Source organism: Leptothrix discophora, assembly GCF_030705305.1.
Lineage (GTDB): Bacteria > Pseudomonadota > Gammaproteobacteria > Burkholderiales > Burkholderiaceae_C > Sphaerotilus > Sphaerotilus discophorus.
This window is the reverse complement of sequence record NZ_JAUZEE010000008.1, coordinates 178,558-197,366: the sequence shown is the minus strand read 5'-3', so window position 1 is coordinate 197,366 and position 18,809 is coordinate 178,558. Positions and strand designations below refer to the sequence as shown.

The 18,809-nt window shown below is 70.2% G+C and carries 21 protein-coding genes; 2 read left to right on the top strand and 19 right to left on the bottom strand.

Features of this window, described 5'->3' with window-relative positions; genetic code table 11:
- Positions 1-674: 674 nt before the first annotated feature.
- Positions 675-2,459, bottom strand: coding sequence for a phosphoenolpyruvate--protein phosphotransferase (gene ptsP, locus Q8X39_RS15595; protein ID WP_305750597.1), 1,785 nt, complete (start codon positions 2,457-2,459; stop codon positions 675-677).
- 155 nt (positions 2,460-2,614) lie between these two features.
- On the opposite strand from ptsP, the gene Q8X39_RS15590 reads away from it, so the two are divergent.
- Positions 2,615-3,490 carry a GNAT family N-acetyltransferase gene (locus Q8X39_RS15590; protein ID WP_305750596.1) on the top strand — a complete coding sequence of 292 codons (876 nt, stop codon included), beginning with the start codon at positions 2,615-2,617 and terminating at the stop codon, positions 3,488-3,490.
- A 61-nt stretch (positions 3,491-3,551) separates the two neighbouring features.
- On the opposite strand, the gene Q8X39_RS15585 is transcribed toward Q8X39_RS15590, so the two are convergent.
- The 16 genes from Q8X39_RS15585 to fliF all read right to left on the bottom strand — a co-directional run bounded on the left by Q8X39_RS15585 (position 3,552) and on the right by fliF (position 16,805).
- The gene (locus Q8X39_RS15585; protein WP_305750595.1) at positions 3,552-3,821 is read right to left on the bottom strand and encodes an HPr family phosphocarrier protein; all 270 of its coding nucleotides are present in this window, start codon (positions 3,819-3,821) and stop codon (positions 3,552-3,554) included.
- Positions 3,790-4,245: a PTS sugar transporter subunit IIA gene (locus Q8X39_RS15580; RefSeq protein ID WP_305750594.1), complete on the bottom strand. Its 456-nt coding sequence runs from the start codon at positions 4,243-4,245 to the stop codon at positions 3,790-3,792. Before Q8X39_RS15580 ends, Q8X39_RS15585 begins: the two co-directional genes overlap by 32 nt.
- 109 nt (positions 4,246-4,354) lie before the next feature.
- Positions 4,355-4,882: a hypothetical protein gene (locus Q8X39_RS15575; protein ID WP_305750593.1), complete on the bottom strand. Its 528-nt coding sequence runs from the start codon at positions 4,880-4,882 to the stop codon at positions 4,355-4,357.
- Between the two features lie 44 nt (positions 4,883-4,926).
- Complete coding sequence (gene fliR / locus Q8X39_RS15570; protein WP_305750592.1) at positions 4,927-5,697, bottom strand: flagellar biosynthetic protein FliR; 771 nt, start codon at positions 5,695-5,697, stop codon at positions 4,927-4,929.
- Between the two features lie 34 nt (positions 5,698-5,731).
- Entirely contained in the window at positions 5,732-6,001 is a 270-nt protein-coding gene (gene fliQ / locus Q8X39_RS15565; protein WP_305750591.1) for a flagellar biosynthesis protein FliQ, read from the bottom strand.
- Positions 6,002-6,020: 19 nt separating this feature from the next.
- Positions 6,021-6,809 (bottom strand): flagellar type III secretion system pore protein FliP, encoded by a 789-nt coding sequence (gene fliP / locus Q8X39_RS15560; protein ID WP_305750590.1) that lies wholly within the window; start codon positions 6,807-6,809, stop codon positions 6,021-6,023.
- Positions 6,802-7,188 carry a FliO/MopB family protein gene (locus tag Q8X39_RS15555; protein ID WP_305750589.1) on the bottom strand — a complete coding sequence of 129 codons (387 nt, stop codon included), beginning with the start codon at positions 7,186-7,188 and terminating at the stop codon, positions 6,802-6,804. The genes fliP and Q8X39_RS15555 overlap by 8 nt, the downstream gene beginning before the upstream one ends.
- Positions 7,189-7,227: 39 nt before the next feature.
- Complete coding sequence (gene fliN, locus Q8X39_RS15550; protein WP_305750588.1) at positions 7,228-7,689, bottom strand: flagellar motor switch protein FliN; 462 nt, start codon at positions 7,687-7,689, stop codon at positions 7,228-7,230.
- Positions 7,679-8,686, bottom strand: coding sequence for a flagellar motor switch protein FliM (gene fliM, locus Q8X39_RS15545; RefSeq protein WP_130483611.1), 1,008 nt, complete (start codon positions 8,684-8,686; stop codon positions 7,679-7,681). The genes fliN and fliM overlap by 11 nt, the downstream gene beginning before the upstream one ends.
- 37 nt (positions 8,687-8,723) lie before the next feature.
- Positions 8,724-9,338 (bottom strand): flagellar basal body-associated FliL family protein, encoded by a 615-nt coding sequence (locus tag Q8X39_RS15540; RefSeq protein WP_305750587.1) that lies wholly within the window; start codon positions 9,336-9,338, stop codon positions 8,724-8,726.
- 176 nt (positions 9,339-9,514) lie between these two features.
- Positions 9,515-11,050, bottom strand: coding sequence for a flagellar hook-length control protein FliK (locus tag Q8X39_RS15535; protein WP_305750586.1), 1,536 nt, complete (start codon positions 11,048-11,050; stop codon positions 9,515-9,517).
- Positions 11,051-11,107: 57 nt separating this feature from the next.
- Positions 11,108-11,581: a flagellar export protein FliJ gene (locus tag Q8X39_RS15530; protein WP_305750585.1), complete on the bottom strand. Its 474-nt coding sequence runs from the start codon at positions 11,579-11,581 to the stop codon at positions 11,108-11,110.
- A 43-nt stretch (positions 11,582-11,624) separates the two neighbouring features.
- Positions 11,625-13,043, bottom strand: coding sequence for a flagellar protein export ATPase FliI (fliI, locus tag Q8X39_RS15525; protein WP_305750584.1), 1,419 nt, complete (start codon positions 13,041-13,043; stop codon positions 11,625-11,627).
- Positions 13,044-13,070: 27 nt separating this feature from the next.
- Positions 13,071-14,021: a FliH/SctL family protein gene (locus Q8X39_RS15520; protein WP_305750583.1), complete on the bottom strand. Its 951-nt coding sequence runs from the start codon at positions 14,019-14,021 to the stop codon at positions 13,071-13,073.
- A complete protein-coding gene (gene fliG / locus Q8X39_RS15515) occupies positions 14,005-15,000 on the bottom strand; it encodes a flagellar motor switch protein FliG (RefSeq protein ID WP_305750582.1) in 996 nt (331 codons plus the stop codon). The genes Q8X39_RS15520 and fliG overlap by 17 nt, the downstream gene beginning before the upstream one ends.
- A 50-nt stretch (positions 15,001-15,050) precedes the next feature.
- Positions 15,051-16,805 (bottom strand): flagellar basal-body MS-ring/collar protein FliF, encoded by a 1,755-nt coding sequence (fliF, locus tag Q8X39_RS15510; RefSeq protein ID WP_305750581.1) that lies wholly within the window; start codon positions 16,803-16,805, stop codon positions 15,051-15,053.
- 189 nt (positions 16,806-16,994) lie between these two features.
- Here fliF and fliE point away from each other — a divergent pair, with 189 nt between their 5' ends.
- Positions 16,995-17,366, top strand: coding sequence for a flagellar hook-basal body complex protein FliE (fliE, locus tag Q8X39_RS15505; RefSeq protein WP_305750580.1), 372 nt, complete (start codon positions 16,995-16,997; stop codon positions 17,364-17,366).
- Between the two features lie 271 nt (positions 17,367-17,637).
- Here fliE and Q8X39_RS15500 read toward each other — a convergent pair whose 3' ends face one another.
- Positions 17,638-18,429, bottom strand: coding sequence for a flagellar brake protein (locus Q8X39_RS15500; protein WP_305750579.1), 792 nt, complete (start codon positions 18,427-18,429; stop codon positions 17,638-17,640).
- 20 nt (positions 18,430-18,449) lie between these two features.
- Positions 18,450-18,794, bottom strand: a complete 345-nt coding sequence (locus Q8X39_RS15495) for a flagellar protein FliT (RefSeq protein ID WP_305750578.1) — start codon at positions 18,792-18,794, stop codon at positions 18,450-18,452.
- Positions 18,795-18,809: the final 15 nt, after the last annotated feature.

Sequence of the window (18,809 nt, the reverse complement as noted above, 5' to 3'; positions counted from 1 at the left end):
TCAACGGAATTGAAGTGACATAATCTTCACTTCTTCCGTGAGCGTTTGACATCCCGGTTTTACCCAGGACTTGGCATTCGCCTTCAAACGCCCACGCTTATCGGCTGTAAATTTTTAAAGAGCTGACAGCCACCTCAACCTCGCCGAAGCGTCAGTTGAGTATTGCCGTCGTTGCTTGCTGCGACTTGGTGTCAACAGCACAGAAGCGAGAGTATCTGTCGTTATTTCGAGTCTGTCAACAACTTCGTTTGAAATTTTTTGACTTCGTCGACGACCGCGCTCAACACCGCCAGAACCGACTCCAGAAACCCTCAGGTTCGCACCCTCAAGCTCAACGTCGTCAGACCCGACCGCACCGAAACCCTGCGCCTCGGCTTCGTCAACCGCCGCAACCAGAAGTTGTTGCGATCAGCGAAGACCGCAATTATGCATCGGTTCTTTCCCGCCCCGCAAGACCCTCGGCGAAAAAAGTTGGACGGCACGTGGCTCCGCTCGCAAGCGATTGGTCAAGCGCAGGGCCCCTCGAACAGGAGCAGCTCATGGAGGCCGCCCCGGTTCCCGCGACGCCAGGGAAGTGGCCGCGGCTTCCGACGCTTCGATTGAGCCGCTAGAAGAAAGAGAAAGGCTGATCCGCGGCTGCAAGGACCCGGGCATTCAGCCCGGAGGCGCGTGCCTCAGGCCGCCGCCTTCACGCTGCTGGTGATGGCCGCACGGACCACGGTGCGGGGATCCTCGGAGCGGAGCACGTCGTGCGCGTAAGCCTCCAGACGGCGTGCCTCGGATCGGAGGATGCGTTGCTTCACCGCCGGGATGCAGGCCGGATGCATGCTGAAGGAGCGCAGCCCGAAGCCGATCAGCACCTCGGTGAATTCGATGTCGCCGGCCATCTCTCCGCACACGCACACGCCCTTGCCGGCCTGGTTGGCCTGCTGGATGGTGTCGGCGATCAGCCTCAGGACGGCCGGATGCCAGGGGTCGTACAGGTGTGCGACCGCCTCGTCCGCGCGGTCGATGGCCAGCGTGTACTGGATCAGGTCGTTGGTGCCGATGGAGACGAAGTCAAAGTGCCGCAGGAAGAGCGGCAAGCTCAGCGCCGCCGCCGGCACCTCCACCATGGCGCCGACCTCGATGGCGCCGTGCGCCACGCTTTCGCGCATCAGCTGTTCCCGCACACGCTTGATGACCGCCAGGCTGGCGGTAATCTCGTTGGCATGCGTGAGCATGGGGATCAGCAGTCGGACGGCCCCATGTGCAGCCGCACGGTAGATCGCCCTCACCTGAGCCTCGAACATCTGCGGCTCTGAAAGACTCCAGCGGATGGCCCGCAAGCCCATCGCCGGGTTCAGCGTGTGCTCGTGGCGCAGTTCGTGGCCTGACATGCGCTCGAGGGGCTTGTCCGCGCCGATGTCGACGGTGCGGATCGTGACCGGCAGTCCGTTCATCGCCAGGACCGCATCCCGGTAGGCAACGTACTGTTCCTCTTCGTCCGGCAGTGCGCCTTCCCTGTTCATGAACAGGAACTCGCTGCGGAACAGACCGATGCCTTCGGCGCCGCTGGCCAGCGCGCCCGGGGCGTCGCCCGGCAGCTCGATGTTGGCCAGCAGCTCGACCCGCGCCCCATCCAGCGTGACCGCCGCCTTGTGGCGCAGCCGGTGCAGGCGTTCACGTTCGACCTGGGACTGGCGCTGCCGGAAGCGGTATTCCTCCAGCACGATGGGCGGCGGGTCGACGATGACCAGGCCGGCATCGCCGTCGATGATGACCCAGTCGTCCTGGCGGATCAGGCGGCTCGCCTCCCGGGCGCCGACCACCGCGGGGATGTCCAGGCTGCGGGCGACGATCGCCGTGTGGGAGTTCTTGCCGCCGACGTCGGTGACGAAGCCGGTGAACACGCTGCCCTTGAACTGCAGCATGTCGGCCGGCGAGATGTCGTTGGCGACCAGCACCAGCGGGTCTTCGCCAGCAAAGTCGCGGGCGCCCACCTTGGGGCCGACAGCCGACGTGCCACGTTCGCCCGACTTGTCGGCCAGCGCACGCAGCACCCGTTCGGCGACCTGTTCGAGATCGGCCTTGCGCTCCCGCAGGTAGTCGTCTTCCATCTCGTCGAACTGGCGCGCCAGCACCTCGAGCTGGGCGGCCATGGCCCATTCGGCGTTGTAGTGGCGGTCGATGATCCAGGCGCAGGTGGCTTCGGCGACGGCTTCGTCGTTGAGCAGCATCAGGTGCACGTCCAGCAGCGCCACCAGCTCGTGCTGGGCATCGGCGGGGACGGCCTGCTTGAGGGCCTCGAGCTCGACGCTCACGCGCTTGCGGGCCACGCGCAGGCGAGAGATCTCCGCCGGCGCATCGACCGGGTCGATGTAGTAGTGCGCGACGTCGATCCGGCTGGAAGCCACCAGCACCGCACGGCCGATCGCGACGCCCCGCGACACCGGCAGCCCGAATACTTGCAAGGTCATGAAGTCATGCTAGCAGCGGACATGCCAGGCCCCGATCGGGGCTGTCCCCGAGATGGAGGATGCGGTGCGGCGCACTGTCATCGAAGCGTCGCAGGATCGACATGGCCGGGTCATCCAGCCTGACGACGATGAGGCATCGCATCAGGAGAAAGACCATGCTCGAACTGCCGCAGCCCACCCTCGCGCTGGCCGATCTCTGGCATCGCGCACCGCGCCCGGTTCGCCGCCCGGCGCCCGTGGCCCGCCCCGTCCTGCCCGAGATCCAGCCGATCGCCGTGCCGCAGCAGGTCCAGCCCACCGCCGACGCACCGTGCGTGGCCAACTGGGCTCGCACGGAGGCAGAGATCGAGCAGGCCCAGCGGCTGCGTCACGACGTCTTCGTCGGCGAGATGGGCGCCCGGCTGTCGAACATCCCCGGCACGCCGGCCGGTCTGGACCGTGACATCTTCGATGCCCATTGCGAGCACCTGCTGGTGCGCGACCCGAAGCAGCAGGTCATCGGCACCTACCGCGTGCTGACGCCGATGGCTGCGGCGCGCCTGGGCGGCTGGTACAGCGAGACCGAATTCGACCTGACCCGCCTGCGCCCGCTGATGCCGCGCATGGCCGAGCTGGGACGTTCCTGCGTGCATCCGGACCACCGCAGCGGCGGCGTGATCATGACGCTGTGGGCCGCGCTGGCCGACTTCATGATGCGCAACGGCCTGGACACGATGGTGGGCTGCGCCAGCATCAGCATGCGTGACGGCGGCCACGTCGCCGCGAGCCTGTGGGAGCAGCTGCGCAAGTCGCACCTCGCGCCGATCGGCCACCAGGTCCAGCCGCGCCTGCCACTGCCGGTGGAAGACCTCGACAGCAGCCTGCCGGCCGAGTTGCCGCCGCTCATCAAGGGCTACCTGCGCTGTGGCGCCAAGGTTCTGGGCGCGCCGGCCTGGGACCCTGACTTCAACACCGCCGACCTGCCCATCATGCTGCGCCTGGAAGACATCCCGGCGCGCTATCGCCGGCACTTCCTGAAGGACGCGGCCTGAGCTTCTGGCCCGGCCCGCCGCGGGATGCGCGCGGGCCCTGACGACCCGTTCGCCGCGCGGATCACTCGCCTTCGCCGAACTTGTCGTTGATCAGCTGACGCAGCGCGTCCATCGCTTCCTGCTCGCGATCGCCGCTGACCTCGATCTCGACCTCGCTGCCGATGCCGGCGGCCAGCATCATGACGCCCATGATGCTTTTCGCGTTCACCCGCCGGCCGGCGCGCGACAGGAACACCTCGCACGGGTAGCTGCCCGCCATCTTGGTGAGCTTGGCCGAAGCCCGGGCGTGCAGCCCCAGCTTATTGCTGATGGTGATGGTCGATCGAATCATGGACGTTGGTCGTGTGCGCCTGGTTCTGCGGGCGCGTGGTGGCGATGGACATCACGCCGTCCTTGCCGCCCGACATGGCGCGGCTGGCGAGTTCCTCAAGGGGCAGCTGGGCGTAGTTCAGGGCCCGCCACAGCATGGGCACGTTGACGCCGGCAATGACCCGCACGCGCAGGCCGTCGGCCAGGCGCTGGGCGACGTTGGACGGCGTGGCGCCGAAGACGTCGGTCAGGACCAGGGTCTCGCCGTCGATGCCGGCACCGCCCGCGAGCAGCGAACGGGCCTTGACCTCGACCTGCTCGGGCGCATCACCGGCCTGCACGTCGAGGACGCGGACACGGTCGATCAGTTCCGGGAAGGCATGCGCCGCAACCGCGTGGAAGGCCGAAGCCAGCGGTGCATGGGCGAGGATCAGCAGACGGGCCATGGCGGCGGATTATGGCGGCAGGGTTCGGTCGTCCAGGACAGCCCGGACGGGATGGATGGGACTCGGCACGCAGGCGCGACGCATCCAACGGCCGGCCGTGGCGCGCGGTTCACACCGGCCAGCGCAGACCGTCAAGAAATTCCTGTGCGGCGGCTTTCCAGGCCGCGTCGGACGCCGGCGGCGCGAGCACGACGAGCTGGTAGACCCGCGCCCCGCGCGCCACAAACAGCGCACGGGCCTGCAGGGCGCTGCCGTCCGGACGCTGGCCGTCCATCGCGGCCCGCCAGGGCGTGCCGGGCGTGGCGCCGGGCACCTCGGGCGTCATGGCCTGCACGCCACTCGCCTTGAGGTTGTCGAGCAGGCCCAGCCTGAGCTTGTCCACCGTCGCCGTGGCCACGACCGGATCGGGCAGCGTGAACTGGGTGGCCGACCAGGTCACGCCGGCTGCGTCGCAGACCAGCATGCGCGCGGGCACGAGCTGGCCCTCGAGTTCAAGGGTGCGTTCGTGCGCGTCGGGCTTGCAGGGGAACTGCAGCAGCGCATCGGGTTCGAGGCGCACCGCGCGCCAGTCCAGCGTCGGCGTGCAGGCGGCCAGCGCGAGGGCGGCGCAGGACAGGGTCAGGTAGGCAGGGCGCATCGGTCGATTATCGACAGCGCCTTGCGGCCGGCCACGCCGGTCGCTCAGCCGAACAGCGAGAGCATGCGCTCCAGCGCGTTGACCAGCGGTCCTTCGAGCATGGGCAGCGTCAGCATCATGCCGACCAGGCCGATCAACACGGTGATCGCGAAGCCGACCGAGAAGATCTGGATCTGCTGCGCCACGCGGGAAATGATGCCCAGGACCAGGTTGACGAACAGCAGCATCGCGATGATGGGCAGCGCGATCCACAGGCCGAGCTTGAAGATTTCCGCACCCCAGACCTGCGGTTGCAGCGTGTCGATCACCGACAGCGGGTGATCGCTGACCGGGAAGGCCTCGAAGCTGCAGATCACCGCCAGCGTCAGCAGCAGGTGGCCGTTGATGACGATGAACAGCAGCGAGCCGATGGTGCTGAAGAAGCGCGCGGTGGCGGTGCCCTGGGCACCGGTGGCCGGGTCGAAGAAGCCGGCGAAGTTCAGGCCCATCTGCAGGCCGACCAGCTCGCCGGCGAACTCGACGGCGGCAAACACCACCCGGGCGGCGAAGCCCAGCGTCAGGCCGATCACGACCTGCTGGGCGACCATCGCCAGACCGGTCGGGCTGTCCAGCGGCACGGCCGGCAAGGCCGACACCTCGGGCAGGCTGGCCTGGGCGGCCATGGCCACCATCAGCGCCAGGCCGATCTTGGCCCGTGCCGGCACGGTGCGCAGCGACAGCACCGGCGCGGCCGCGAACAGCGACAGCGTGCGCAGGAAGGGCCACAGCAGCGGCGTGAGCCACTGCAGCAGCTGGGTCTCGTTGAAGCCGATCATGGTGTCGACGGGCCGCGGCGGCGCAGGCCCGCGTTCAGCCGACGGCCGACGGGATGGCCTGCAGCGTGCGCTGCAGGTACTCCACCAGCGTGGTCAGCATCCAGGGGCCGGCCACGGCCATGACGACCACGGCGGCGATCATCTTGGGAACGAAGGACAGCGTCTGCTCGTTGAGCTGCGTCGCGGCCTGGAAGATGCTCACGATCAGGCCGACGACCAGCACGGTCAGCAGCATGGGCGCGGCCACCATCATCAGGATCGCCAGGCCTTCCTGGCCATGGCTCATCACCTGGGTTGCATCCATCGGGTCGGTTCCTTGTCGGTCAGGTCGCGAAGCTCGCCGCCAGCGAACCCAGCAGCAGGTTCCAGCCGTCGGCCAGCACGAACAGCATCAGCTTGAAGGGCAGCGCCACCAGCACCGGCGACAGCATCATCATCCCCAGGCTCATCAGCACGCTGGCCACGACCATGTCGATGACCAGGAAGGGGATGAAGATCAGGAAGCCGATCTGGAAGGCCGACTTCAGCTCGCTGGTGACGAAGGCCGGCACCAGCACGCGCAGCGGCACGTCCTCGGTCTTGACCGAGGCATCGACCTTGGCCAGCCGCGCGAACAGGGCCAGGTCGCTCTGGCGGGTCTGCTTGAGCATGAACTGGCGCATCGGGCCTTCGCCGCGGGCGATCGCCTCCTCGAAGCCGATCTGGCCGGTCGAGTAAGGCTTGTAGGCATCGGCATAGACCTTGTCGAGCGTCGGGCTCATGACGAAGAAGGTCAGGAACAGCGACAGCCCGACGATGACCTGGTTGGGCGGCGCGGCCTGCGTGCCCAGCGCCTGTCGCAGCAGGCCCAGCACGATCACGATGCGGGTGAAGCCCGTCATCATCAGCAGGATGGCCGGCAGGAAGGACAGCGCGGTGAAGAACAGCAGCGTCTGCACCGGCACCGAGAACGAGGAGCCACCGCCGCCCTGCCCGACCAGCAGCGGCAGCGTGGCCGGTGCGCCGGTGGCGGCGGTCTGGGCTAAAGCCGGTTCAGCCACGGCCGATAACACCGACAAGGCCAGGAGCGTGGCGGCCCTGGGGGCGACACGGCGAAGCGCGGACTCAGACATGGTCGCCTCCCCGGCCCGCCGCACCGTGCAGGCGACGCGCCAGCTCGACGCCGAAGCTGCCTGCGGGCACGGCGGCATCCGCCTTGCCGGCCTCGCCCGGCGCCGGACCGGGCCAGGCGTCCATGACGTGCAGCGTGCTGACCTGCTGCGGCGTCACGCCCAGCAGCAGCCAGCGGCGGGCCTCGCCGCTGCCGACCTCGACCGCGACCACGCGCTGCTGCGGGCCCAGCGCCAGCGCGCCGACCTGCTTCAGGCCGATGCCGGCCGCACCGCCGCCCAGCCGACCGGCCATGCCGGAACGCTTGAGCAGCCACAGCGCGGCGGGGATCGCCGCGACCACCACGATCAGCCACAACAGGGCCGTCCAGCTCGAAGTCATCGCTACTTTCGGAAGTTCAGGATGGGGAGGCGATGCGCCTCACTGGCCACGCGACAGCCGGCGCATGCGCTCGCTGGGCGTGACGATGTCGGTCAGCCGGATGCCGAACTTGTCGTTGACGACCACCACCTCGCCCTGGGCGATCAGGTAGCCGTTGACCAGCACGTCCATCGGCTCGCCGGCCAGCGCGTCCAGCTCGACCACCGAGCCCTGTGCCAGCTGCAGGATGTTCTTGATCGGGATGCGGGTGCGGCCCAGCTCGACCGTCAGCTGGACCGGGATGTCCAGGATCAGGTTGATGTCGTTGCCGGCGGGGTTGGCGGCGGTCGTCGTCGGCGTGAAGTTGGCGAACGCGGCCGGCGCGACCGACTCGGCGCTGCCGACCACCTCGCCGACCGCGCTGCCGGTGTGGGTCTGTTCCTCCAGCGCGGCCGCCCATTCGGCGGCCATCGCGTCCTGTTCCGACAGCGCGTCGTCGCGTGCGGTGTTGTCAGCCGACATGGCTCTCTCCTATCCAGCCCATACCGGCCTGGTTGGTCAACATGCGTTCGATCTTCAGGGCGTAGTGGCCGTTGGAGGCGCCGTACTGGGCCTCCATCACCGGCACGCCGTCGACCTTGACCTCGATGGACTTGTTCAGGTCCAGCTCGATGAAGTCGCCGGCCTTGAGCGCCAGCAGCTGCTCGACCGTGGCCGGCGCATGCGCCAGTTCGGCCACCAGCTGCACCTCGGCGGCCTGGATCTGGTGGGTCATCAGCTTGACCCAGCGGCGGTCCGGCTCGGCCGAATCGCCCTGGGTGCTGGAATACAGGACGTCGCGGATCGGCTCCAGCGTCGCGTAGGGGATGCAGAAGTGGATCGTGCCGGTCGAGTCGCCGATCTCCAGCGTGAACGAGGTCGTCACGACGATCTCGCCCGGCGCGGCGATGTTGGCGAACTGCGGCTGCATCTCCGAGCGCTGGTATTCGAGTTCCAGCGGGTAGATGCCCGACCACGCCTTCTTGTACTCGGCAGCGATCACCTCGACGATGCGCAGGATCACGCGCTGCTCGGTGGGCGAGAAGTCGCGGCCCTCGATGCGGGTGTGGAACTTGCCGACGCCGCCGAACAGCGCGTCGATCACCGCGAACACCAGCGTCGGGTCGCACACCACCAGGCCGTTGCCGCGCAGCGGTCGCACGCTGACGATGTTGAAGTTGGTCGGCACGACCGTCTCGCGCAGGAAGGCGCTGTACTTCTGCACCTTGATGCCGCCCACGCTCACCTCGGGCGTCTTGCGGATGAAGTTGAACAGGCCGACGCGGATGTTGCGCGAGAAGCGCTCGTTGATGATCTCCAGCGTGGGCATGCGCCCGCGCACGATGCGTTCCTGGCTGGCCAGGTCGTAGTCGCGGATGCCACCCTTGGGCGCGTCCTCCTGCTCGAGCTTCTGGCTCTCGCCGGTGATGCCCTGGAGCAAGGCATCGACTTCGTCTTGCGACAGGATCTGCTGGTTCATCGCGTCTGGCCCCCGGGCTGCCCCGAGGGGCTTGCTGTCACTGGATGATGAAGCTGGAGAAGTGGACCTGCGTGACCGGGTTGTAGACCGGCGCACGCTTGCGCTTCTTCTTGCCGGCATCGGCTTCCGGCTCGGGCGGATCGATCTCGATGCCCATGGGCCGGACCGCCTCGCGCATGATTTCCTCGGCCAGCGTCTCCTTGCCTTCGCGGCTGAGCAGCTCGACGGCGGTCTTGTGCGCCAGGATCATCAGGATGCTGTTGCGGATCGCGGGCATGTAGCCCTTCATCTGCTCGGCGAACTTCGGGTCGTCGACCTCCAGCGTCATGCCGATCTGGGCATAGCGCTCAGACTCGCGGTCGGCCAGGTTGACGACGAAGGGATCCAGCGCGACGTAGGTCGGCGGATGGCCGGGGTCGTGCTTGGGCGCGGCCTTCGGTGCGGGCGCGTGCGCGGCGGCCTTGGCGTGGCCGGCATCGGCCGAGACCTCCTCGCCGTCCTCGGCCTCGGCGGCCGCCTTCTTCTTCATGAGGAAGAAGGCCGCACCGCCACCGCCCAGCAACAGCACGGCTGCGAGGGCGATGACGAGCATCTTCTTGGAGCCCTTCTTGGCTGGGGCGTCGCCAGCGGCGGGCGCAGCGGCAGCGGACATGTGGTTCTCCTGACGGGGCAAGCGCCGGACCCGGCGGGTCCGTGGCGGCTGCGACCTCCGACGCGCACGCAGCGCATCGGGAGCCTCTGGGAACGATTATTCGAGTCCGGCCTGGAACTGAAACCGCGAAAAGCACGTGAAACGCCGCTCTCCCCGGCGCTGTCCGCCCGAGCCGGTCAGGCGTACAGGTCGAGCGATCGCAGGCCCGAAGCGCCCACCGTCAGGCCGCCGGCCCAGCCCGAGCGCAGCTCGTGGCCCACCGGCACGGCCGCGCCGGCGCGGCCTCCCGGAGCGCCGACACCGCCGAGGCCGCCGCCTTCTCCGCGCCCCGCCCCGCGGCCGTCGCCTGCCATGCCCGGCCGGCCGGCCGAGCCTTGCTGGCCGGACGAACCGGACTGGGCGCCGCCGCCTGCCGGGAAGGCCAACCCGGCCTGCGGGCCGTCGGCGCGGGCCAGCGTCGGATCGGTGGTCGCCGCCACGCCGCTGCCATCGGCGAGGTTCAGGCCGTCGGCCTGCAGCGACTGGGCCAGCGCGGGCATGGCCTGTTCCAGCGCCTGGCGGGTCTGCTCGGCCGCCGCGCCGAACTCGATGCGGGCCTGGCCGCTCTCGATCGCGATGCGGATCTGGATCGGGCCCATCTCGACCGGGTTCAGGTGCAGCTTGATCTCCTGCACGCCGTCGCGGGCCAGGTGCGCGACCTTGACCATGACCTCGTCACCGAAGCCCGGCGCATCCAGCGGCGTGTGGATCTGGTCCTCGACGCGGCGGGCGGCCTGCGGCACGGCCGGCGCCGGCGCCGGCGCCGGGGCCTGCGACAGCGCGGCGAGCTGGCCGGCGAAGGATTCCTGGCCCGGCACGGCCTGCAAGCCCTCGCCCAGCGGACGTGCGGCCGTGTCGGAACCGGCCGCGCCGGTCACGCCCGCCGCGGCATCCGGGCCGGCAGGGGCCGAACCGGCGGCACCCGGCAGCGTCGCACCGATCTCCGCGCCGACCTCCGCGCCACCCGGCAGCGCGCGATCCGGGCCCCGCCCGCCGGTCCAGCCGCCACGCGGGCCAGCGGTCGACGCATCGACGGTGGCAGCAGCCGGTCCGCCGGTGCCGCCCGAACCGGGTCCGATCGAATCGCCCGCTGCGGTGGCCGCAACCGCCGCGGCTGCCGCGCCGGTGCCACCCGTCCCACCAGCCCCCAGCGACGCCCGCACGACCGCGTGCATCAGCCAGGTCGGCGTGGCACCGCTGGCGGCGCTCGGGTCGGTGCGCGTTTCAGGGTCGCCCTCGGCCGTCGCGTCGATCGTGCCGGTGGCGTCGTCGTTGCCGGCGCGATCGGCATGATCGGCCGACCTGCCGTCCTTCGCGGCTGCGCGGCGCTGGTCGATCTGTCGCTGATCGACCTGACGTTGGTCGACCTGGCGCTGCTCCTGCGCTCGGGCCATCTGGCGCGCGCTGGATGCTGCGGCTGCGGTCGAGGTTGCCGGGGGCGTGCGGCCGGCAACGGGGTCGCGGGTCTGGGTCTGGGTCTGGGCCTGGACCGGCGTCCGATGTGCGGGGATCTTCGGCTCCGGCGGGACCTGCCGGGCCTGGTCCAGCAGCCCGGCGAAACCGCCGCCGGCCGAGCCCTGCGTGCCCGCGTCGTCACGGCCGATGCGGCCCGTGGCCTGGCGGTCGAGACGGGCGGTCTCGGCGCTCAGCGACGACAGGTGGGGGCTGGACATGGCGGACTCCGGGAATGAGGTGTTCGGTTCTGGATCGGGCGTTCGAGCGGTTCAGGCTCAGGCCACGTCGAAGGCATGGCCCTGCTGCAGGCGCTGCCAGGCCATGCGCGAGGCCAGCTCGTCGGCGCGCTTCTGGTCGCGCCGCTCGCCCTGCGCCAGCAGCAGCGCCTCGCGCCGCTCGATCAGCTTGCGCACCGAGGCGACGCGCAGCTCGGCGGCCAGTCGGCGCTCGCGCAGCTCGTCCATCGCCTGGGCGGCGCGCACGACCTGTTCGGCCTGCAGGTCGACCACGCCGTTCAGCCGTCCGGCGAAGTCGTGATAGCAGGTCGCCAGCGCGATGCCCACGCCCTGCGTGAACTGCTGCTGCCAGCGCCGCTGGTAGTCCTGCCGGTAGCCGCGCAGCTGGTCCTGCTGGGCCTGCGCGGCGGCATGGGCCTGCTCGGCGCGGGCCTGCTGCGCGACGATCTCGTCGCGCGCCTGCTCGGCCTGTTCCAGCAGCACGAACAGCGGTTGCAGCGTGGGGTGCGTCATCGTGGGTGGATCCGGTGGGGTTCAGGGGCGACGTGCGGGCACGTCACACGCTGCGGGTGATCTGCTGCATCGCCGCGACCGACTCGGTCAGCGGCGCACGGGTCCAGGTGTCCTGCTGCAGCAGCGCAACCATCGCCGGCTGGGAGCGCACGGCGGCGTCCAGCTCGGCATCGTGGCCGGGCGCGTAGGCACCCAGCTGGATCAGGTCACGCGCCTTGTTGACCTTGGCCAGCAGCTGGCGCATGCGGCGGGCCGACTCGATGTGCTCGCGCGGCGCGACGTTGGTCATGACCCGCGAGATCGACTTCTCCACGTCGATGGCCGGGTAGTGGCCGCTCTCGGCCAGGTCGCGCGACAGCACGATGTGGCCGTCGAGGATGCCGCGGGCCGCGTCGGCGATCGGGTCCTGCTGGTCGTCGCCCTCGCTGAGCACGGTGTAGAACGCGGTGATCGAGCCCATGCCGTGCAGGCCGTTGCCGCTGCGCTCGACCAGCTGCGGCAGCTTGGCGAAGCAGCTCGGCGGGTAGCCCTTGGTGGCCGGCGGTTCGCCGATGGCCAGCGCGATCTCGCGCTGCGCCATGGCGTAGCGGGTCAGCGAGTCCATCAGCAGCAGCACATGCTGGCCCTGGTCTCGGAACCACTCGGCGATCGCGGTGGCATAGGCCGCGCCCTGCATGCGCGTGAGCGGCGGCGCGTCGGCCGGCGCGGCGACGACGACCGAGCGCGCGCGGCCCTCGTCGCCGAGGATGTCCTCGATGAATTCCTTGACCTCGCGGCCGCGTTCGCCGATCAGGCCGACCACGATCACGTCGGCGGCGGTGTAGCGGGCCATCATGCCCAGCAGCACCGACTTGCCCACGCCGGTGCCGGCGAACAGGCCCAGGCGCTGGCCGCGGCCGACCGTCAGCAGCGCGTTGATCGAGCGCACGCCGGTGTCCAGCGGCTGGCGCACCGGCTCGCGGTCCATCGCGTTGATCGGGCGGCGCACCAGCGGCTCGGGATGCACGTCCTCCAGCGGGCCTTGCCGGTCCATCGGCGCACCCTGCGCGTCGACCACGCGGCCGAGCAGGCCACGGCCGACCGGCAGGTGGCGGGAACGGTCCTCGGTGCGGCGCCACGGGTGCGCCGCCTGGCCCAGCTTCGGCGCCTGCACCGGCGTCTCGCACGGCACGACCTGCGCACCGCTGACCAGGCCGTGGACCTCGCCGGTGGGCATCAGGAAGGCGCGGTCGCCGGCGAAGCCGACCACCTCGGCCTGCACCGCCGGCTGGCCCGGCATGCGGACCTCGCACAGCGAGCCGACCGGCACGCGGATGCCGGCGGCCTCCAGCACCAGCCCGGCCACCCGCACCAGCGTGCCGGAGGTGGCCAGCGGCTGCGGCGCGTCGGCAAAGTGCTGCAGGTCAGCGAGGTAGCGGCGCCATGCCGGTTCGCGGTCGGGCGCCTGGGGGGAAGCGGTCATCGGCGGGGGTCGAAGGTGGGGCGACGGTCATCGTTCGCCTGGATCATCGACCGCGTCGCTCCTGTTCAAACCCTCGAATACGGCATCGATTCCCGCCTCATCTCGCGCACCGCCGGTCGAGCCGCCGGGCGCATCGGCCCAGGGCAGCTCGCGGCCCATCGCCGCGCAGGCGCGCTGCCAGCGCGTGGCGACCTGGGCATCGGTGACGCCGATGTCGGACTCGACCCGGCAGCCGCCGCGCTCGATGGCCGCATCGGCCACCAGCCGGACCTCGCGCGCGCCGATCAGGTCGGCACAGCCGGTCGCCACCAGCGCCTCGTCGTCCGGGTGCAGGTGCAGGCTGACATGGCGGGCCGACATCAGCAGGCTGCCGAGCGCCTCCTGCGCGACCGCCACGATGGCCTCGGGCCGGTGCGCGATCTCGCTGCGCACGACCTGGCGGGCCAGCGACAGCGCGATCGACGCGATCTGGTTGGCCAGCGTCTGCTCCATCGCGCCGAGCTGGCCCTGCAGCGACTGCAGCACAGCCGCCACCTGGGCGCTGGTCTGCGAGGCAAAGCTCTGCCTGAAGGCATCCATCGCGACGGTGCCGTCGCGGTAGCCGTCGTGATAGCCGCCGTCGCGGGCCTGGCGGATTTCCTCGATGCGATCGGCCACCACCTGCGCCTCGGCCTCGGCCTGGCGCTGGGCCTCGCGGCGTGCGGCGGCCTCGGCCTCGCGCGCCAGCACGGCCGGATCGGGCGCGGCCTGCGGCCGGCGCGACGGGTCGTCGCCAAAGCTGCCGGGCTTCCAGGCCGCGAAGCCGTTGAGCTCCTCGCGCGGGATGAAGCGGCTGTAGACGCCCGCCCGCGCGGCCAGGTGGGCGGCACCCGGCGCGCCCTGCAAGGGGCTTTGCGCGGGGCTGCGCGAGGGCATCTCCGCGCGCTGCTCGGCCTCGCGGCGCAAGCGCTCGGCGAAGCGGTCAGAGGAACTGGTCATCGCCGCCGCCTCCCAGCACGATCTGGCCTTCGTCGGCCAGGCGGCGGACGATCTTCAGCATCTCCTTCTGCTCGCTCTCGACGTCGGAGACCCGCACCGGACCGCGCGATTCAAGGTCTTCCTTGAGCGTCTCGGCCGCCCGGCTGGACATGTTCTTGAAGACCTTGTCGCGCAGCTCGGGCGTGGCGCCCTTGAGGGCGATGATGAGCGACTCGCTCTGCACTTCCTTGAGCAGCGCCTGGATGCCCTTGTCGTCGATCTTGACCACGTCGTCGAACGTGAACATGTTGTCCATGATCTTCTGGGCCAGGTCGTTGTCGGCCTCGCGGATGTAGTCCAGCACCGAGGTCTCGATCGCCGAGCCCATCATGTTGATGATCTCGGCGGCCGACTTCACGCCGCCCAGGTTGGCCTTGCGCATGCGGTCGCCGCCGGCCAGCACCTTCGACAGCACCTCGTTGAGGTCCTTGAGCGCCGTCGGCTGGATGCCGTCGAGCGTGGCCACGCGCACCATCACCTCGTTGCGCAGGCGCTCGTTGAAGTGCCTGAGCACGTCCGAGACCTGGTCGAACTCCAGGTGCACCAGGATGGCCGCGATGATCTGCGGGTGCTCGTGGCGCAGCAGCTCGGCGATCGCGCCGGCGTCCATCCACTTCAGGCTCTCGATGCCGGTGACGTCGCTGCCCTGCAGGATGCGGTCGATCAGCAGGTTGGCCTTGTCCTCGCCGAGCGCCTTGCGCAGCACGTTCTTGACGTATTCATCGGTGTTGCTGACCAGCGTGCTGTGCTCGTCGGCCTGCGACTCGAAGCGGCCGAGCACGCCGTCGAAGCGTTCGCGCGAGACGGTCTTCATCTTGGCGATGGTCTCGCCCAGCCGCTGGACCTCCTTGGGGGTCAGGTGCTTGAAGACCTCGGCGGCCTCTTCCTCGCCGAGCGACATCAGCAGGATGGCTGCGTCCTCGAGTCCGGTTTCGTCCATGGTGCGTGCTGCCTACGAAAAACGTGTGTGCCGATCGGATCGGTGCGGGATCAGGCGCTGGCGCCGCTGACCCAGCCGCGCAGGATGTTGGCCACCGCCGCCGGGTTCTCGCGCGCCAGCTTGCGGGCCTCTTCGAGGCGCTTGGCGACGCCGTCCTCGGGACCGGGCAAGGCCGGCAGGTGGGCGCCGTCGGCACCGATCTCGATCGCGCCACCGGCTGCGGCGCCGTTGGCGGCGCTGCCGTTGGGCAGTTCCTGCAGGTCGTCGACCACCGCGTCGACCAGCGCCGCCGGCTCGGGCGGACGGGCCGCCTGCAGCGCAGGGCGGATCGCGCCGAAGACGATGACCAGCGCCAGCAGCGTCAGGCCCAGCGGCAGGGCCAGCGTGCGGACCAGGTCCTGCACCTCCGGCTGCTTCCACAGGGGCGTGTTGTCCTCGACCGGCTTGTCGACCTGGAAGGGCGCGTTGATGACCTTGACCGAGTCGCCGCGGTCCTTGTTGAAGCCCACCGTCTCCTGGACCAGCGCGGTCAGCTTGTCGACCTCTTCCTGTGACAGCGGCACGGTCTGGGTCTTGCCCTTCTTGTCCACGGTCGAGCGGTGGTTGACGACCACGGCCGCGCTCAGGCGCTTGACCTGGCCGGTCGCGCCGCGGGTCACGCGCACGGTCTTGTCGACCTCGTAGTTGGTGACGGCATCGCGCTTGACGGTGTTGCCCGACGCGCCGCCGCCGGGTTGCGCGGCCTGCATCTGCTGGGCCTGGCCGTTGATCGGCGCGGTCGCCGGCGTCGGCGGCTGGTTGCTCATCGCGCCGGGCACGCCGGTGGGCATGGCGGCGTTGCCGTTGGTCTGCTCGCTGGACTGGGCGCTGCGCACCGAGGCGGGCTCGCCGTTCTGGTTCGGCTTGAACTCCTCGGAGGTCGACTCGGTCTGCGAGAAGTCGACCTCGGCGCTGACCTGCGCACGCAGGTTGTCGCGGCCGACCACCGGCTCGAGGATGTCCATGATCCGCTTGGTGTAGAGCGTCTCGATCTGGTTGACGTACTGCAGCTGCTGCGGGTCCATGCCGTTGGCGCCGCCGCCGTTGGCACCGGCCATGCCCTCGGGCGGGCCGGCCAGCAGGCTGCCGCTCTGGTCGAGCACGCTGACGGCCTTGGGGTTCAGCTCGGGCACGCTGGCCGAGACCAGGTGGACGATGCCGGCGAGCTGCGCGCGGTCCAGCGTGCGACCCGGGTGCAGCGTCAGCAGCACGCTGGCGCTGGGCTTCTGCTGGTCGCGGAAGAAGCCGTTCTGGTTGGGCAGCGCGAGGTGGACGCGGGCCGCCTCGACCGCCGACAGCGCGGTGATCGAGCGCACCAGCTCGCCTTCCAGGCCCCGCTGGAAGTTCAGGCGTTCCTGGAACTGGGTCGTGCCGAAGCGGGCGTTGTCCATCAGCTCGAAGCCGACGATCGAGCCCTTGGGCAGGCCGGACTGGGCCAGCTTCAGGCGCACGTCATGCACCTTGTCGGCCGGCACCAGGATGGCCGAACCGCCCTCGGTGTACTTGTAGGGCACGTTCATCTGCGTGAGCTGGGCCACGATCGCGCCGCCGTCCTTGTCCGACAGGTTGGCGAACAGGACCTTGTAGTCGTTGCCGCGGTTGGCCATCAGCATGAAGGCGAACAGCGCGACCAGCGCCAGCACGCCGCCGGCCAGCGCGAGCTTGCGACCCATCGGCAGGGCCGCCAGGCGGGCGGCGAAGCCGGGAGGCGGCGCGTCGGCGGCGGCCGTGTTGGGCGTCAGGGGCTGAAGGGTGGCGGTTTCCATGACCAGTTCGGGCGTGCGGTGGGCGGGACGACGGAAGGTCCCGCGATGTCACCGATTGTTCGCCCGCCCCCCGCTGCGACATGCCGCGAACAAGCCCCTCGCGAGGGCGCAGTTCGCCCCTTCGGCCGCTCGGCGGAAAACTAAAGTGCGATCCATGGCGCATGGGCTCCCTGCCCTGCGCCCACCCACATGGACGTCAAGCTCAAACCCTTCAACTTCGCCGAGGCGGCCACCCGGGCAGGCATGCCCCAGGTCGCCCAGCGGGTGCGCGACAGCGCCCAGGCCGCCGGCCTGAGCGGCGGGGTGCCGGGCGCGGGTCGCAGCCAGGGCGTCGACCGCACCGAGTTCTCCCAGGTCTTCACCCAGGCCCTGCGCGGCGTGAGCAACGAACAGAACCAGGCCACGGCCCTGCAGCGCGAGGTCGCGCTGGACAACCCGACGGTCAGCATCGAGCAGACGATGGTCGCGATGCAGAAGGCCCAGATCAGCTTCCAGGCGGCCGTGCAGGTGCGCAACAAGCTGGCGCAGGCGTATTCGGACATCATGAACATGCAGGTGTGACCTGTTGACCCCTCGCCGGGCGGGTACGCCCGGCGATCCCCCGTGGGGATGTGGACCGGCTTGGGGCGGCCCGGCGCTCGGTCCACGGCGCGCGTCGGCAACCGCGAGGCCACCTCCTGCGGGCGCGGCCTCGGCCCGAAGGTGGGCGGCGATGGACCGGTGTTCAACACGTTTTTGGGGGGGCGGCCCAGCGGCGGTGGCTCGTCGGACTCGAAGAGTCCGACGGGCTGCTTCGCAGACGCTCGGCCAGCCCTCGGCCCGCGACCGGACCTCAGGCGTCCAGCGCCCTGGCCTTGATCTGCGTCTCGTCGATGAAGCGCTGCAGGCTGCGGGCTGCGACGCCGGAGAGGCCTTCCATCTCGCAGCCCAGGCGCTGGGCGCCTTCGGGGGCGGCGAGGGGGTCGGCGCGGACCACGTGCAGGGCGACGTGGATGGTGCGGCCGGGCGACAGCTCCAGCGTGGCGGCCGGGATGCGGCTGCCGGCGCGCAGCGAGGTGTCGCCGGGCGGCAGCAGCAGCGCGACGCCGCCGTGGCTGATGTCGAGCACGCGCAGGCGGCGCAGCGATTCGGGCGCGCCCGAATCGCCCAGCAGCAGCTCGGGGCCGCCGATCACGATGGGCAGCAGCTTGCCCAGGCGGGCGGCCAGCTGCGGTGGCGGTTCGGTGCGCACGCGATAGGCCTCGCGGCGCTGGAAGCGGTGCAGCTCGCGCGGGTAGCACGCGCTCAGCTCGGCCTCGCCCCCGCCATCGCGCAGGCGCAGGCCGATCAGGTCGAACTGCAGCTTGATGCGGGCCAGGTAGGCGATGGCGACGGCCTCCTCGGCCAGCGCCAGGCGCGCCGATGCGCAAGGCTCGCCCAGCGGCGCGAAGCGCAGCTCGCGGGCGGTCATGTCCTCGTGGACCAGGCGGGTCGACAGCGTCGCGCCGTCGGGCGTCACCAGCGTCACCGGCACGCCCTGCTCGATCAGCTCGACCAGATGCGCCCGCACCGCCAGCGGCACGGCGATGCGCTTGTCGCTGGGGGCCGGCTCGCGCGCGCCGGACGAGGTGGCGGTCTGCAGCATGTCGGTGTCCGCGTGGGGTTTCAGTGCAGCACGTTGCGCGGCTGGCCCGACATCATCTGGTCGAGGTCTTCCAGCCAGGGCTCGGCCAGGTAGCGGATCTCGGCGTCGTTGAGCAGGATGCGCTGCATGATGCGCGCCTTCATCTGCGCTTCCTCGCCGCCCAGGTGCGCGCCGCTGGCGGCATGCTTGAGCTGCGAGATCAGCACGGCGCAGGCGCCTTCGAGCTTGACCACGCGGTCCCAGTCGCCGTCACGCGCGGCCTGCAGCATGTCGCGGCTGGCGCTCTCGATGGCCTCGTAGTACTGCAACAAGGCCGTGTGCGGCGTCGCGGGCGGGGTGACGGGGGAGTTCATGGTCTGGAGCATGGTCTGCCTGTAGGT